At 73.0% G+C, this 14,820-nt stretch carries 14 protein-coding genes; 6 read left to right on the top strand and 8 right to left on the bottom strand.

Translation table 11 applies throughout. The features are described from left to right. Nucleotides 1–31: 31 nt before the first annotated feature. The 3 genes from ACFC51_RS32010 to ACFC51_RS32020 form a co-directional block, all read right to left on the bottom strand. Entirely contained in the window at nt 32–493 is a 462-nt protein-coding gene (locus tag ACFC51_RS32010) for an ATP-binding protein (RefSeq protein WP_376378039.1), read from the bottom strand. 655 nt (nt 494–1,148) lie between these two features. Continuing rightward, complete coding sequence (locus ACFC51_RS32015) at nt 1,149–1,685, bottom strand: EF-hand domain-containing protein (RefSeq protein WP_376378036.1); 537 nt, start codon at nt 1,683–1,685, stop codon at nt 1,149–1,151. 82 nt (nt 1,686–1,767) lie between these two features. Then, nucleotides 1,768–2,142 (bottom strand): STAS domain-containing protein, encoded by a 375-nt coding sequence (locus tag ACFC51_RS32020; protein ID WP_376378033.1) that lies wholly within the window; start codon nt 2,140–2,142, stop codon nt 1,768–1,770. 288 nt (nt 2,143–2,430) lie between these two features. Between ACFC51_RS32020 and ACFC51_RS32025 the strand changes: the two genes are divergently transcribed. Both ACFC51_RS32025 and ACFC51_RS32030 read left to right on the top strand, forming a co-directional pair. Further along, complete coding sequence (locus tag ACFC51_RS32025) at nt 2,431–3,033, top strand: RNA polymerase sigma factor (RefSeq protein WP_376378029.1); 603 nt, start codon at nt 2,431–2,433, stop codon at nt 3,031–3,033. Beyond that, complete coding sequence (locus ACFC51_RS32030) at nt 3,030–4,322, top strand: maleylpyruvate isomerase N-terminal domain-containing protein (RefSeq protein ID WP_376378026.1); 1,293 nt, start codon at nt 3,030–3,032, stop codon at nt 4,320–4,322. Before ACFC51_RS32025 ends, ACFC51_RS32030 begins: the two co-directional genes overlap by 4 nt. A 30-nt stretch (nt 4,323–4,352) precedes the next feature. Here ACFC51_RS32030 and purU read toward each other — a convergent pair whose 3' ends face one another. After that, the gene (gene purU, locus ACFC51_RS32035; RefSeq protein WP_376378023.1) at nt 4,353–5,252 is read right to left on the bottom strand and encodes a formyltetrahydrofolate deformylase; all 900 of its coding nucleotides are present in this window, start codon (nt 5,250–5,252) and stop codon (nt 4,353–4,355) included. A 28-nt stretch (nt 5,253–5,280) separates the two neighbouring features. Next, a complete protein-coding gene (locus tag ACFC51_RS32040; protein ID WP_376378069.1) occupies nt 5,281–5,727 on the bottom strand; it encodes a hypothetical protein in 447 nt (148 codons plus the stop codon). A gap of 174 nt (nt 5,728–5,901) precedes the next feature. On the opposite strand from ACFC51_RS32040, the gene ACFC51_RS32045 reads away from it, so the two are divergent. Continuing rightward, on the top strand, nt 5,902–7,170 hold the full coding sequence (locus ACFC51_RS32045) for an ABC transporter substrate-binding protein (RefSeq protein WP_376532128.1): 1,269 nt from the start codon (nt 5,902–5,904) through the stop codon (nt 7,168–7,170). 57 nt (nt 7,171–7,227) lie between these two features. Here the strand turns inward: ACFC51_RS32045 and ACFC51_RS32050 are convergent, their stop codons facing one another. Both ACFC51_RS32050 and ACFC51_RS32055 read right to left on the bottom strand, forming a co-directional pair. Next, the gene (locus ACFC51_RS32050) at nt 7,228–8,688 is read right to left on the bottom strand and encodes a hypothetical protein (RefSeq protein ID WP_376532130.1); all 1,461 of its coding nucleotides are present in this window, start codon (nt 8,686–8,688) and stop codon (nt 7,228–7,230) included. A gap of 160 nt (nt 8,689–8,848) precedes the next feature. Further along, complete coding sequence (locus tag ACFC51_RS32055; RefSeq protein WP_376378016.1) at nt 8,849–10,231, bottom strand: transcriptional regulator; 1,383 nt, start codon at nt 10,229–10,231, stop codon at nt 8,849–8,851. A gap of 255 nt (nt 10,232–10,486) precedes the next feature. Between ACFC51_RS32055 and ACFC51_RS32060 the strand changes: the two genes are divergently transcribed. From ACFC51_RS32060 to ACFC51_RS32070, 3 genes are read left to right on the top strand one after another with little or no spacing between them, the layout of a single operon-like run. Continuing rightward, nucleotides 10,487–11,164: a bifunctional DNA primase/polymerase gene (locus tag ACFC51_RS32060; protein WP_376378014.1), complete on the top strand. Its 678-nt coding sequence runs from the start codon at nt 10,487–10,489 to the stop codon at nt 11,162–11,164. A 38-nt stretch (nt 11,165–11,202) separates the two neighbouring features. After that, nucleotides 11,203–12,027: an ABC transporter ATP-binding protein gene (locus tag ACFC51_RS32065; RefSeq protein ID WP_376532132.1), complete on the top strand. Its 825-nt coding sequence runs from the start codon at nt 11,203–11,205 to the stop codon at nt 12,025–12,027. Further along, nucleotides 12,024–13,667: a transporter gene (locus tag ACFC51_RS32070; protein ID WP_376378008.1), complete on the top strand. Its 1,644-nt coding sequence runs from the start codon at nt 12,024–12,026 to the stop codon at nt 13,665–13,667. The genes ACFC51_RS32065 and ACFC51_RS32070 overlap by 4 nt, the downstream gene beginning before the upstream one ends. Before the next feature lie 44 nt (nt 13,668–13,711). On the opposite strand, the gene ACFC51_RS32075 is transcribed toward ACFC51_RS32070, so the two are convergent. Continuing rightward, a complete protein-coding gene (locus ACFC51_RS32075; protein WP_376532170.1) occupies nt 13,712–14,605 on the bottom strand; it encodes an alpha/beta fold hydrolase in 894 nt (297 codons plus the stop codon). Between the last annotated feature and the right edge of the window lie 215 nt (nt 14,606–14,820).

Genomic DNA, 14,820 nt, shown 5'->3' on the forward strand with positions numbered 1-14,820 from the left:
GGGACCACTGACGGACCGCTGAGAAACCGCTTCAGAGCCTGGCCCGGTCGCCGGGCTGCTCCTGGACCACCGGGATCATCACCGGTCCGCCGCGGTCGACCTCGCACCAGATCCGCTTGCCGGCGCCCTCCGGCTGCCAGCCCCAGCGGTCGGCCAGGCCGTCGACCAGCTCCAGGCCGCGGCCGCCGGTGTCCTCACCCGCGGCGTGACGCGGCTGGGGCGGGCGGCAGCTGGTGTCGGCCACCTCGACCCGCACCGTGCCCGCGGAGCCCGTGGGATTCGACGAGCCGAACAGCATCCTGAGGACGGCGGGACAGCCCGTGTGGACGACCGCGTTGGTGACGAGCTCCGAGATCAGCAGGATGAGCGTCTCCGCGAGCGGCTCGTCGTCCTCCATCCCGGACCCGACCAGGCGCGACCGCGCCCATCTGCGGGCCCGTCCCACCTCTGCGGGATCCGGCCCGACCTCCAGCTGAACCTGAAGCACCTGCACCGCTCACACCATCCGAACCGGCGGACACATCGCCTCGCGCCTCCTCAGGGTCACGGAACGTGACTCCCCTGCGAGACAGCATGGTTGACGTACAGTCACCGCAACAAGCGCTTCGGGCATATTCCAGCGCGAAGGAGTACGCGTGGTCCATACTGTGCGACGCGCGCTGCGGAGAGTCGAACAGAAGCGCGCCGGCATCCCGGGGACCCCGTCCCCGGCGGCCCGGCCGCAGCTCCATGGAGAGTGGGCAGGGCACCGTGCGCCATCCGGGGCCGCCCCGTGGGGCGCACCCGGACCCTTCGGTTCCTGTGCCACTCGCATCCCACGGAGCGTACCCGAGTGAGGGCCGTCGACTCCGCCCGGTGACAGGCCGCCCCGGGCGCACGCCCCGCGCCCGGATGCGTTGCGTGACCCCCGGCGCACGATCCGTACGCCTCCGGTCAGCCACGACTGTCCCGCGCCCGCCTCCACGGCCCGCCCGGTGCGGGCGGCAGGCCGGGTACCGGGCGGGCGCGAACTGCTCACCATCTTCGGCGTGTTGACGCACGCCCCGGACCGCCACCGCGCACCCCCGGACCCGCCGCCGCCACCTGCACCGCGCATCCCGTGCTCGGAGCCGGGGCCGGTACCGACGCCTCCGGACCGGGCGGAACCGCTACGCGTCGGGTTCGATCACCGTGAAGTACGCGGAGAACGCGGCGACCGCCTCCGCCTCCGCGATCCGGCCGTCCCGGTCGGTGTCCAGGCTCCGGGCCGCGACGCTCGCGATGTCGTCCGCCGCGCCCAGGACGCGCAGGGCGCGCTCCACCGCGGCGACCGGAGCGGCCACGGGTACGCCGCCCTCGAGGTCCTCGCCGGCGGCGACGGCGATCGCCGCGCGCAGGAAGGGCCTTGCGATCTCCGCGAAGCGTTCGGGGTTGTCACGCAGCCGTTTCACGGCTCCGCCGACGAACTCCTCCCGGGTGACCCGCTGGTCCCCGTCCACGTCGGCGATGCCGGCCATGCCCTGCCAGAAGGCCTCGGCCCCCGTGTAGAGCGACTGGCCCCGGTCGCAGCGGGCCGTCGTGCCGAACTCGGCGAGCAGACGGGCCGCGGCGGCGTTGAAATCGGCGCGGTCGATGTAGTCGTTGCCGTCCTGGTCGAAGGCGGCGAAGCGGTGCGCGATCTTGCGCTCGTACTCTGCGCTGTCCATGCGGGGAGCGTACGACGCCGGACGGCGTCACGTGTCACTGACTCCCGTCAGCGAGGTGACGGCCTCGCCACGATCCGCCGTGTCACGCGGTGAGCGGCCGGGAATCGTCGTCGGTGGCCGCGTCGGCGTCGGGGTAGACGTCGAAGAGCCGTCGGACGCCCAGCGCGCCGAGCACCTTGTTGACGTGCGAGCCGTCGACGGCGCCGCGGGCCGGGAGGATCAGCCGCAGCCGTCCGCCGCAGGACTTCATCAGGCGGCGGGAGGCGATGAGGACGCCGACGCCGCTGGAGTCGCAGAAGAGCACACCGGAGAGGTCCAGGACGACGTCGTGCCGCCCCGCGGCCACCGCCCCGTGGACGGACTGACGCACGACGGGTGAACTCACGAGGTCGAGCTCGCCGTGGATCCGCAGCACGGTCCACGCGTCCTGCTCGGTCTCGTACACCTTCAGCGTCACGCGACTCGGCCTCTCGTTCCGGGGCTCCGGAGGATCCGGAGGATTCCGTTCCTCCTCGCGGCTGCCCGCGTACCCGCCCGCGAAACACCCTTCCACACCCGGAGCCGGTGCAGGATTCATGCAGAAATGATCACTTCAGGATCGTTTACCCGATCAGGAAGAGGCAAGGGGTGAAGCGTTCCCTATCATTCGGCGCCACTCGAGGGACGTACTTGCCGGAAAGGTGCATGCCCCGACTGTGCCGACGACTACATTCGACGTGACGAGAGGCACAGGGCTGGGGGCTGGATGGTGAAGGACGCACCACCGCGCTGGGACCGCCGCATGCAGCAGCGGCTGGCGCGCGGCGAGGCGGCGGCCCTCGGCGAGCTCTACGACCGGTTCGCCGCCCTCGTGCACAGCCAGGCCCACCGCATGCTCGACGACGAGGACGCCGCGGACCAGGTGACGCGGGACGTCTTCGGCTACGTCTGGGAGAACCCCGACGCCTACGATCCCAAGCACGGCTCGATGCGCTCCTGGGTGGCGCGCCTCACCCACCGCCAGTCGGTGCGGCGGCTGCGGGGGACGGACCGCGACCACGCCGGCCCCGACGGCGAGGGCCCGGGCGGTGACGTCGACGGCTCGGCCGAGGAGCTGGAGCACCGGGTACGGAAGGCCACCGCCGCGGCCCGCGCCGACTACATCGTCGCCTCCATGCCCGCACCCCTGCGCGCCGCGCTCGAACTCGCCTACGTCCAGCGCCGGGACTACCGGCAGGCGGCCGCCGATCTCGGCGTCACCGGGGACGAGGCCAGGCGCCGGCTGCGGCTCGGGCTCCAGCTGCTCTCCACCGCGAACACCCGCCTCCCGGCGGACGCGGCGCCTCCCGGCTACGGGCCCACGGCGTGAACGGGAACCACGGCGGTGGCGGCCGCGACGGGGACCGGCCGGTGGAGCGGCGCATACCGGGGCCCCGGGCGGCCGCGGACGACCAGGAGAGGCTCCCTCCGGCCGTCTCCTCCGGAGGCTCGCGGCCGCCGGAGCCTCCGGGCCCTCCCCTGCCGCCGGAGCCACCGGATCCGCCTGCCAGGGCGCTCCCCCACAGAGTGCTGAAGTCCCTTCTCGGCGCATGGGCCCTCGCCGCCTGTTCCGCGGAGGAGACCTCGGCCGTCGAGGACCACCTCACCGCGTGCGCGCCCTGCGCCGACGAGGCGCTGCGCCTGCGCGACGCCGTGGGACTGCTGCACACCGACGGCACGCTGGACCTGGACCCGATGCTCAGGTCCCGGGTCCTGGAGGGCTGCCTGGGCCGCCGCCCGGCGCGCATCCCGGTCCCGTCCTGGGCCGCACCCTACGACGCGGAGACCGCGCGGCTCGACGCGCTGCTGCGGGACATCGGCGACTCGGAGTGGCACGCGCCGGTCCGGCTGAAGTGGTTCGAGGACGACCGGCAGGTGAACCGCAAGACGACGGTCGCCGGGGTGATCGGTCACCTCATGGCCGTCGACGGACTGGTGTCCAGGGCGCTCGGCCTGGACGACCCGCTGGGGAAGGGGGACGGGAGCCTGCCGCCGACACCGACCGAGCGCACCGAGTCGTACTGGTCGGCCGCGCTCCGGCCGCCCACCCGGGCCGTACGGGAGCCCTGGCGCGACCAGAGCCACTCCCTCGTCCGTACGGTCTCGTTCGCCGGCCGCGGCGTCGCGGAGCTCTCCGTCCCGTACGGGAACTTCGCCCTCCCGCTGCAGGACTCGCTCCTGGAGCGGGCCTTCGAGTGCTGGGTGCACGGCGGCGACATCGCGGACGCCGTGGACTACCCGTACGATCCGCCGGCCCCCGCCCACCTCCACCGGATGATCGACCTGGCGGCCCGGCTGCTGCCCGCCACGCTGGCCGAGCGGCGCCGCGCGGGGCTGGCGTCACCCGCCCGCCATCTGGTCACCGCGGGGTCCCCGGGCCGCTCGCTCCACCTGGAGGTCGAGGGCCGCGGCGGCGGTGACTGGTACATCCCCCTGGACTCACCGGCGGCCCTCGGCTCCTCCGCCCTCACGGTCGCGCAGGTCGCGCTCGACGGGGTCGAGTTCTGCCGGCTGGTCGCCGGTCACGTGCTGCCGGTCGAGGCCGCGGCGGGCCAGGAGGGCGACCGCGAGGCCATCCGCGACGTGCTCTTCGCCGCCGCCTCCCTCAGCCGCCTCTGAGACGGCGGGGCGGGCGCGGGGCCCGCGGGATCAGTCGAAGACGACCGTACGGCGGCCGTTGAGCAGGATGCGGCGCTCCGCGTGCCACTTGACGGCGCGGGCCAGCGCCTGGCACTCCACGTCGCGCCCGATGGCCACGAGCTGGTCCGGAGTGACGCCGTGCGCGACGCGCTCGACCTCCTGCTCGATGATCGGCCCCTCGTCGAGGTCCGCGGTGACGTAGTGCGCCGTCGCACCGATCAGCTTCACGCCGCGCGCATGGGCCTGGTGGTAGGGCTTCGCGCCCTTGAAGCTCGGCAGGAACGAGTGGTGGATGTTGATGATCCGGCCGCTCAGCTGCTTGCAGAGATCGTCGGAGAGCACCTGCATGTACCGCGCCAGGACCACCAGTTCGACGTTCTCCCCGCGGACCAGCTCCAGCAGCTGCGCCTCGGCCTCGGCCTTGTTCTCCCGGTTCACGGGGATGTGCCGGAAGGGGACGCCGTACGAGGCGACGAGCTCGGCGAAGTCCGTGTGGTTGGAGACGACCGCCACGATCTCGACGGGCAGCGCGCCCGTGCGGGAGCGGAACAGCAGGTCGTTGAGGCAGTGACCGAACTTGCTCACCATCAGCACGACCCGCATCCGGTCGCTCGCCCGGTGTATCTGCCACTCCATCCGGAAGGAGTCCCCGATCGCGGCGAAGCTGGCCCGCAGCTTCTCCACGGTGACCGGGGAGTCCGCCGAGAAGTGGACGCGCATGAAGAAGAGACCGGTGTCGTGGTCGCCGAACTGCTGGCTGTCCTCGATGTTGCAGCCGGTCATGAAGAGATAGCTCGACACGGCGTGCACGATGCCCTGCTTGTCGGGGCAGGCGAGCGTGAGGACGTACTGCTCGGCGGGGGCGTCCGAGGCAGCGGGTACGGGTTCGGCGGGCTGCTGCGCGGTCATCCCCGTAGGGTGCCACACCGGCCGCGGATCACGCCGATCTGGTCATGATGCGGAGCACGTCGAGGGACCGCGGCGGGGTGTCGGGGTCCTCGCCGTCGTTGGTGGCGAGCATCACATGGGCCTCGCGGGCGGCCATGACGGCCTCCTGCCAGCCCGGGTGCTCCAGGTAGGCGGAGACGGGGGCGTCGGCGCCTATCTGGTGCATGATGCGCAGCACCCGCAGGGCGGCGACGTCCACGAGGGCGGCCTCGGCCGTGTCGCGGAAGATCGTTCCCACGTATTTCTCGGCGGACCAGTTGTCCAGCCAGGTGTCCTCGACCAGGCGGTACACGGCGTCGGTGACGTCGCCGTACCCCTCCCGGCCGGCGAGCCAGCACTCGTGGTGGAAGACGGGGTCGGAGAGCATGTGCAGCGCCGAGCGCACGTTGCTGCGCCAGCGCCACCACGGCATGTCGTTGAGCGGCATGCCGCCCATGGTGGAGGAGCGACGGCCGCGACGGGAAGTGTTCTCCGAACCTTGCTGCACGGTTGCCGATCGTACGTTCCCTCCCGGAGGCCGCACACAGGCCCCCGTAATTCACCTCGGCGTCACCATGTGTTGACCACGGCACACCGTGGCGTTACCCGCGAACCGCAAAAGTTCATGCCCATGACCGGATGGCGACGCCTCACCCCTCCCCGCCCCTGCAAAGTCCTCACATCTGTGGCGGCCGGGGCGCTGCTGATGTCCGGCTGCGGGGTGATCCCCGGAGTCTCGGGGGGCTCCAGGGAGCCCGTCACCGTGATGACGTGGGCCCCGGACACCACCGGCGCCGACTCCGTGAACATGGCGGGCATGCCGGCCATGGCCAGGACCTACGCCCGCTGGATCAACGAGAAGGGCGGCATCGACGGCCACGAACTGCGGGTCCTCACCTGCAACGAGCAGGACAGCGCGGCCGGGGCCTCGAAGTGCGCGCGCCGGGCCGCCGACGAGGACGTGGCGGCGGTCGTCGGTTCGTACAGCCGGTACGGCCGGGCCTTCCTCGCTCCGCTGGAGGCGGCCGGCATCCCGTACATAGGCGGGTACGGCGCGTCCGCCGACGAGTTCACCAGTTACCTGTCCTACCCGGTCAACGGCGGGCAGCCCGCGCTCGTCGCGGGCAACGGCGAGCAGCTGGCCGCCGGTTGCGAACGCGTGTCGCTGGTGCGGCCCGACACCCTGGTCGGCGACACCATGCCCGGTCTCCTGGACGCGAGCCTCGGCCGGAGCGAACGCGCCGCGTCCTACGACATCAGCGCGGCCGAGGGAGCCACGTCCTACGACGCCGAGGCGGCGAAGGCCCTGGGCCACGCGGGCGGCGGCTGTGTGACCGCGGTGCTGGGCAAGGGCACGGAGACGTTCTTCGACTCCTTCCGGCGCCTGGAGCCCTCGGGCAGCACGGTGCGGATCTCGTCCGTGCTCGGCAGCGTCGGCCAAGGCCTCATCGACCGTACGGGCGGGCCGCACAGCCCCTTCGAGGGTGCTCTCGTCACGGGTTGGTACCCGGAGGCCGGAGACGCCCGCTGGAACGAGATGCGTGAGGTGATCCGCACGTACGCCTTCGGGGACAACCGGATCGATCCCGCGGACACGGGCGTGCAGACCACGTGGATCGCGTACACCGCGCTCAAGGCGGTCATCGAGGCGATGGACGCGCCCGAGATCACGGCGGGCGCGATGTCCGTCAGCCTCAACCGCGGCACCGAGGTGGACACCGGGGGCCTCACCCCGGTCCTGCGCTGGCGCTTCCAGGACATGGTCGGCACGGCCGCCTACGGGCGCATCGTCAACGGGCAGGTGACGTTCCAGGTGGTCCGGAACGGGCGCCTCACCGCGGAGCGCGAGGGCTTCGTGGACGTCAGGGAGACCCTGGTGAACGCCCCCTCCGGGGGCTGAGCCGCCGCGCGGCCGCCTCCGGCCCGCGGTGAGGACACCGGGGCCGGAGGCAGCGCGTCAGAGCTGGGTGGGTGCGCGCTCGGTCAGCCCGTACTTCCGGGCGATGGAGTTCCACAGCTCCGAGGCCTTCCGCTTGGCGGTGGTGGCCTCGCCGCTCGACGCGTTGGCCTGGGCCGTCGCGTCGGTCGAGCGGGCGTGACCGCCCTTGCAGACCTTCTTGTCGTTCTTGGCCTGACCGGCCCAGGCCGCGTAGTGGTCGTCGGCCTCCGCGGACGCCTGCCAGGCCGTGGTCAGGGACGCCTTCAGCTCGGCCTCGGCCGGGAGCTTGTCGACACTCAGCGCCTCCAGCCGGGTCACCAGGCCGCGGCGCTGCTGGGCGGCGCCCTTCAGATCGCTCGCCGCCTGGTCGAGGGCCCGGCATGCCTTGATCTTCTCCACGGCGCCGATCACCGCCGAACGGCTGTTGTTGCTGTCCGCGAGCAGCTTGTCGAGTGCCTCGGCCTGCGGCTTCGCGGGATCGGCCGCCTGCGCGGAGGGCTCGCCGGCGGACGAACTCTGCGAGGCCACCGGCTGCTTGTCGTCCGAGGGGCTGTCGTCGCCGCCGCTCATGAGGGCGCCCGCACCGAGCCCGATGACGGCGCAGCCGACGACGACGGCCGCGATCAGCGGGATGTGCGGGGACCGTCTGCGCGCCGGGCCCGGGCCCTCGTCCGGCTCCTGCCCGCCGGGGCCTCCGTACCCGTCGTGGGGGCCCTGCGGACCCGCCGCGTAGGGCTGGCCGCCCTGCGGCTGCTGCGGGCCGCCCTGGTGGGTCCGCTGCGGCTGCTGCGGTGCGGGGTCGAAGCGGGGCATCTGCTGCGTGGAGCCCGCGGTCCCCTCGTTGCGGAAGAGGCTGTCGAACTCCGCGGGCGGCTGCCGGTCGCCGGGGGCGCCGGGCCGGATCCCGTACGGGGCACCGCCGGGCACCGGGGGTATGTACTGGGTCGCGTCGGCGTCGGACGGCTGCCCGTGCGCGGCGGTCTGCCCCATGTACTGCGTGGCGTCCGCCTGGCGCTCGGGCGGCAGCCCGCCGGGGAAGGCGCCGCCGGGGACCGGTGCGATGTACTGCGTCGCGTCGGCGTCCCCGCCCTGGCCCGTTCCCGGCCCCGGGGCTCCCGCCTCGGGCGGCAGCGGCTGCGCGTACGCCTGCGGCTGCTGGTACGGGTCATGAGACTGCTGCGGGTAGCCGTACTGCGGCTGCGGGGGCTGGTACTGCCCGTGCTGCTGCTGGTACGGGTCGTGCTGGTACTGCTGCTCCGGTGGCAGCTGCCCGGGTGGCAGACCGTCCTGGTGCGGGTCCTGCGGCCCCCAGGGCCGGCCCCACGGCTGCCCGCCCGCGGGGACGGCCTGGTCCTGCTGCCCGCCCGCCGGGCCCCCCGCGTGCCAGGGGGCACCACCGTCCGCGGGCAGCACGACACCTTCGTGCGCGGGCCGTACAGCGGGAAGCTGCGGCTCGTCGCCCTCTCCGCTCTGCGTCACCGGGACTCCTACGTGTGAACCTATGGAATCGTCGGCTCACGCTACCGGGTGGCCGCAGTCCGGCGCCAAGCGCCCGAGGGCGCTCACCACCCCTTCACACCGCGGGTAACGCATGAGGCGCCCACGGCGCTGTTCATGGCCGACTCGACCACGGGGCCGGTCAGGCGGCCTGGAGCTCCAGCCTCGCGCCGAACTCCCGGACGGAGGGCTCGTCGGCGTAGGGCTCGAACCGCTGCTGGAGGTCTTCGAGATATTCGGCACCCCGGCTGGAACGCACCGTGCCCAGCAGTTCCATCGCCCGCAGCCCGGTGTGGCACGCCTGCTCCACCTCGCGCTGCTGCACCTGCGCCGTGGCCAGCAGCACGAGTCCGATGCCCCGGCGCCGGGTCCGGGACTCCGGGAGCGCCGCCAGCGCCTCCTTCGCCCGCCGGGCCGCCGGCTCGGCCTGCCCCAGGTCCCGGTGGCAGTGTGCCAGTTCGTCGGCGAGGTACCCCGCGTCGAAGTGGGCGATCCAGGAGGGGTCGTCGCCCGTCTCCGGGTCGGCCTGGTCCAGCGCCGCGAGCGCCCTGCCCGCCGCCACCTGGCAGGTCCGGGCGTCGCCCATCAGCGCGTGGCCGCGGGCCTCCGCCGCGTGGAACATCGCCTCCGCGCGCGGCGTCACCCGGCCCCGCGCACCCTCCTGCGCGGCCCGCGCCAGCTGCGCGATCTCGCGCGGATTGCCGAGCTGCGCCGCGAGATGACTCATCGACGCGGCCAGCACATAGCCCCCGTACGCCCGGTCCCCCGCGGCCTGGGCCAGGCGCAGGGCCTGGATGTAGTACCGCTGCGCCAGCCCCGGCTGGCCCGTGTCGACGGCCATGTACCCGGCGAGCTCGGTGAGTCTGGCGACCGCGCCGAACAGCTCGCGGCCGACCGATTCGCGGTAGGACCCCGAAAGGAGCCCGGACACCACGCTGTTGAGGTAGTGCACCAGGACGGGCCGGACGTGTCCGCTGCCGAAGCGGTGGTCCAGGTCGACGAGGGCGGCCGTCATCGCCTTCACCGCCGCCACGTCCGGCATGCCGACCCTGCTCCCGGCCGACCGCGCCACCTGCGGGTCGGCGCCCGTGATCAGCCAGTCGCGGCTGGGCTCGACCAGGGCGGAGGCGGCCACGGCCGACCCGGAGAGCAGGTCGCGGCGGCCCACGTCGCTGCGCCACAGCTCGCAGACCTGCTCGATGGCGCCGAGCACGGTGGGGGCGAACTGCAGTCCCACGCCGGAGGCCAGGCTCTTGCCGTTGGCCATGCCGATCTCGTCGATCGTGACGGTGCGGCCGAGCTTGCGGCCGATCGCCTCGGCGATGATCCCGGGCGCCCTGCCGCGTGGTTGCTGCCCGCGGAGCCAGCGGGCCACGGACGTCTTGTCGTAGCGGAGGTCCAGCCCCCGCTCCGCGCCGACCATGTTGACCCGGCGTGCGAGGCCGGCGTTGGAACACGCCGCCTCCTGGATGAGCGTCTGGAGCCGTTCGTTCGGCTGACGGGCGACGAGAGGCCTGGCTGCCATTTTTCCCCCTGAGACCGCAGTGATTCAGTGAAGCAATCACTGCCCGGCACGGCACGAGAAATGCGCATATTCATCTGTATCGGGTACGAGCGATGGTGAGTTGGCACAGTCCAGCAAGTGGTTACCCCCGCAGCGGTGCACTCGCTCGCACGCGCCCCCGCCCATGCCTCCGTGCGCCCCATATGCAGGATCGATCCCTCGCGAAGGGCGCACGCGCGCCCGTAACCCCGGGTGACGCCGGTAGTTGAGTGGTGCGTGGAAGAGCCCATCGGAGTGACGGAAGCCGCCCAGGTCCCCCAACAGCGAAGTGATCAGCTGCTCGAGGCCGCTGCCTGGTACGCCCAGGAGCGGCACTGGGACGTGTTCCCGGGCACCTGGCTCGTGGCCGTCGGGGGGTCGGAGCGCTGCTCGTGCGGTGAGGCCGCCTGCGGCGCCCCCGGGGCCCATCCCACCCGGCCGGACTGGGCGGGCCAGGCGACCGGCAGCGCCGCCGCGGCCCGCCGGATGTGGTCCCGGCAGCCCGGCTCCTCGGTCCTCCTGCCGGCCGGCCGGACCTTCGACGCCCTGGACGTGCCGGAGGCGGCCGGATTCCTGGCCCTGGCCAGGATGGAGCGGATGGGCCTCACGCCGGGGCCGGTGACCCGGACGCCGGACCGGCGGATGCTGTTCTTCGCCCAGCCGGGCGCGGCCGCCAAGGCACCCGGGCTCGTACGGCAACTGGGCTGGGACGCACGGGCGATCCGGATGGTCGGGCGCGGCGAGGGCGACTACGTGGCCGGGCCTCCGACCCGGCTGGCCGGCCGGGGCGCGGTGCAGTGGGCCCGTCGGCCCTCCCGCGCCAACCTGTGGCTGCCCGACACGGACGAGCTGATCAGCCCGCTCGCGTACGCCTGTGCCCGGGAAGCGGCCGACGCCCGGAGCCGTCTTTCGTAGGGTGGTCCCCACAGGCGGGGATATCGAAAGGCAGTGCCATGCCGGACCAGGCGGACAGCGCGGGCGGGACCGACGTGGCGGGCGGGGCTCCGGCCCCACCACCGGCCGTGCGGGTGGAAGGGCTGTGGAAGCGCTTCGGGGAGCAGGTGGCGGTCGGAGGGATCGACCTGGACCTGCCCGCAGGCAGGTTCATCGGCCTGGTGGGCCCCAACGGCGCGGGGAAGACCACCACGCTCTCGATGGTGACCGGGCTGCTCAGGCCCGACATGGGCCGCATCGAGGTCGGCGGCCACGACGTGTGGCGGGACCCGGTCGAGGTGAAGTCCCGGATCGGGGTGCTGCCGGAGGGGCTGCGTCTCTTCGAGCGGCTCTCCGGCCGTGAACTCCTCGGCTACACGGGCCGGTTGCGCGGCCTGCCGGGCGCCGAGGTGGACAAGCGGGCGACCCAGCTGCTCGACGTCCTGGATCTCGCGGGGTCCCAGCACAAGCTGGTCGTGGACTACTCGACCGGGATGCGCAAGAAGATCGGGCTGGCCTCCGCGCTGCTGTACAACCCCGAGGTGCTCTTCCTCGACGAGCCGTTCGAGGGCGTCGACCCGGTGTCGGCGCAGACCATCCGCGGGGTCCTGGAGCGCTACACCCGCTCCGGCGCGACCGTCGTCTTCTCCAGCCATGTGATGGAGCTCGTCGAGTCCCTCTGCGACTGGGTGGCCGTGATGGCGGCGGGACGGATCAGGGCGCAGGGCACGCTGGCCGAGGTGCGCGGCGAGGCGGCCTCCCTCCAGGACGCCTTCCTCGAACTGGTCGGCGCGGGCGTCCGGGACACCGGGGAGTCCCTGGACTGGCTGGGCGGTGCCCGGTGACGGTGCTGGACGCTCCTGCGGGGACCGGCGTCCCGGCCGTACGCGGCCAGGGCCTCGTCCCCGTCTTCGTACGGCTCAAGCTGACGCTTCTGCGCAACGGGCTGCGCCAGTCGTCCGGACGGCGGGCCGCCTATGTCGCCTCGCTCGTCGTGACCGTGCTGCTGGCGGCGGGCCAGGTCGTCGGCCTGGTCGCGCTCCGCGGCCACGCGCAGGCGGACACGCTGGTGGTGCTGATGACCGCGGTGGTGGCGCTGGGCTGGGCGGTGATGCCGCTGTTCTTCCCGAGCGGCGACGAGACCCTCGACCCGAGCAGGCTGGTGATGCTGCCCCTGCGGCCCCGTCCCCTGATCGGGGCGCTGCTGGTGGCCTCGCTGATCGGCATCGGGCCGCTCTTCACCCTCGCCTTGGCCCTGGGCTCGGTGATCGCGGTGGCGCAGGGCGCACCTGCGGTGGCGTTCGGGGTGGCGGCCGTGCCGCTGACCCTGCTGGTCTGCGTGGCGCTGGCGCGGTCCGTCGCCACGGCCAACATCCGTCTGCTGACCTCGCGCAAGGGCCGCGACCTGGCGGTGCTCAGCGGGCTGGTGATCGCGGTGGGCATCCAGTTCGTCAACTTCGCCGCCCAGAGCCTGGGCCGGGCGGGCGGGCTCTCCTCGCTGGAACCCGTCGCGGACGTGGTGCGCTGGCTGCCGCCGGCCTCGGCGCTCGGGGCGGTGGCGTCGGCTTCCGAGGGTGCGTACGGGGAGGCACTCGTGCAGCTGCTGCTCCCGGTGCTGGCGCTCGCCGGTCTGATGCGGCTGTGGGAGCGGAGCCTGACGAAGCTGATGACCTCGCCGGACGGCTCCACGATCGCCGCCGCCGAACCGTCCGCCAAGCGGTCCGGCGCAGACCGTTCCGGGTTCTTCGCCCTGCTTCCCGAGGGGCGTACGACGACGGTGATGCAGCGGAGCCTGCGGTACGTCGTACGGGATCCGAAGACCAAGGCGTCCTGGGTGACGGCGCTCGCGATCGGCCTGATCGTGCCGGTGCTCAACGCGGTGCAGGGGACCGGGTCGGCCTACTTCGCGTGCTTCGCCGCCGGGATGCTCGGCATGCAGATGTACAACCAGTTCGGGCAGGACACCTCCGCCTTCTGGATGGTGGCGCTGTCGGTCTCCTCGACCCGTGACGCGTACCTCGAACTGCGGGCGCGGGCGCTCGCCCTGCTGCTGATCACCCTGCCGTACACCGTGCTGGTGACCGTGGTGACCACGGCGGTCCTCGGCGACTGGGCGGCGCTGCCGGGTGTCGTGGGCCTGTCGTTCGCCCTGCTCGGCGCGATGCTGGCGACGGGTGCGGTGGCGTCGGCGCTGTTCCCGTACTCGATCCCGCAGGACGGGGCGTTCAAGAACGTCGTCCCGGGGCAGGGCGGGCTCGCCTGGATCTCCATCCTCAGCGGCATGGTGGCGTCCGCGGTGCTCAGCGGGCCGGTGATCGGGCTGACGGTCTGGCTGCACCTGGCCGGCCGTCAGGACCAGCTGTGGCTGCTGCTGCCGGTGGGAGCGGTGTACGGGGCGTTCATCGGGTGGCTGGGGGTCCGGCTGGCGGCACCGCGCGTGGCGGACCGGCTCCCGGAGATCCTGACCGCGGTCAGCAAGGGCTGAGGGAACCGAGGTGCCGGGGCGCCGGGGCGCCGGGGATCAGGGGATCAGGGTCTGACGGGTTCCCGGTCGTCCCGGACGTCCTCGGCGAGCTGCTCCAGGAACGGCTCCACCGCTCTGCGCCAGCCCTCCGGCCGGTCGTAGTGGACGAGATGGCCGGCGTCCTCCACCTCCGCGTACTGCCCGCGCGGCAGGACGCGGACCATCTCCTGGGCCTCCGCCCTGCCGAGCTCCCCCTCGATCCCGCGCAGGACCAGGGTGGGGCAGCGCACCTGCGCCAGCTCCTCCCAGTGGGCGTCGTAGACCCAGGTGGCCCGGGACGTCAGCATCTGCTCCTGCGAGAAGACGGGGCGCCAGCCGTCGGCGCTCTCGGCCATCACCTCGGCGAAGAACTCACCGCGGGAGGGGTTGGGCCGCTCCACCCAGGGGTCGTCCTCGCCGAACCACTTCCGCACGTCGGCGAGTGTCGCGAAGGGGAGCGGCCAGGTCCTGAACCAGTCCTCCCACTCGCGCTGGGAGGCCGCCCCGAGGGCGGAGGCCCGCATGTCGCAGATGATCAGCGCCTTGACGAGGTCGGGACGCTTCGCGGCGAGCTGCCACGCGGTGAGGGCGCCCATCGAGTGCCCGATGAGGGTGACGGGCGCGAGCCCGAGCTCCTCGATCGCGGTCTCGGCGTCGGAGACGTAGGCGTCACGGGTGTAGGGGCCGTCGGCCGGCTTGCCGCTGCGCCCGTGGCCGCGCTGGTCGAGGCCGACCGGGCGGTGGCGTTCGGAGAGCCAGCGCGCGGTGGAGGCCCAGTGCGTGGCCCGGCCCATCAGTCCGTGGAGCAGTAAGATCCCGGGCGCCCGCCCGGCCTCCGGACGCCCTTTGGGCGGATCGGCGAACTCCCAGGCCGCGAGGCTCACGCCGTCCGACCCGGTCACATCGATGCGCCGCACCATAGGTCCTGGCACCCCCCTCTGGTCCTCGATCACCGTGCGTTCCTGCGCGCCAGACTATCGAACTCTTATTCGAAAACCTGCTTCCGGCTCGCAACATCCCACGTTTGAGTGACAGCGGTTCAGGATTGACGACGGCCGCCCAGGGGAGACCTTCTCCGGGAAGCGGACCACTCGGGGACAGGGGTCCGCGGGGACTGACCTCGAGAGCTCGGGGC

The organism is Streptomyces sp. NPDC055962 (genome assembly GCF_042270185.1).
GTDB lineage: Bacteria > Actinomycetota > Actinomycetes > Streptomycetales > Streptomycetaceae > Streptomyces.

Coding starts and splice junctions, on each gene's coding strand:
- ACFC51_RS32015 (WP_376378036.1), bottom strand. CDS start 1,685: ATGGACAGCGCAGAGTACGAGCGCAAGATCGCGCACCGCTTCGCCGCC.
- ACFC51_RS32025 (WP_376378029.1), top strand. CDS start 2,431: ATGGTGAAGGACGCACCACCGCGCTGGGACCGCCGCATGCAGCAGCGG.
- purU (WP_376378023.1), bottom strand. CDS start 5,252: ATGACCGCGCAGCAGCCCGCCGAACCCGTACCCGCTGCCTCGGACGCC.
- ACFC51_RS32040 (WP_376378069.1), bottom strand. CDS start 5,727: ATGGGCGGCATGCCGCTCAACGACATGCCGTGGTGGCGCTGGCGCAGC.
- ACFC51_RS32045 (WP_376532128.1), top strand. CDS start 5,902: ATGACCGGATGGCGACGCCTCACCCCTCCCCGCCCCTGCAAAGTCCTC.
- ACFC51_RS32055 (WP_376378016.1), bottom strand. CDS start 10,231: ATGGCAGCCAGGCCTCTCGTCGCCCGTCAGCCGAACGAACGGCTCCAG.
- ACFC51_RS32065 (WP_376532132.1), top strand. CDS start 11,203: ATGCCGGACCAGGCGGACAGCGCGGGCGGGACCGACGTGGCGGGCGGG.
- ACFC51_RS32075 (WP_376532170.1), bottom strand. CDS start 14,605: ATGGTGCGGCGCATCGATGTGACCGGGTCGGACGGCGTGAGCCTCGCG.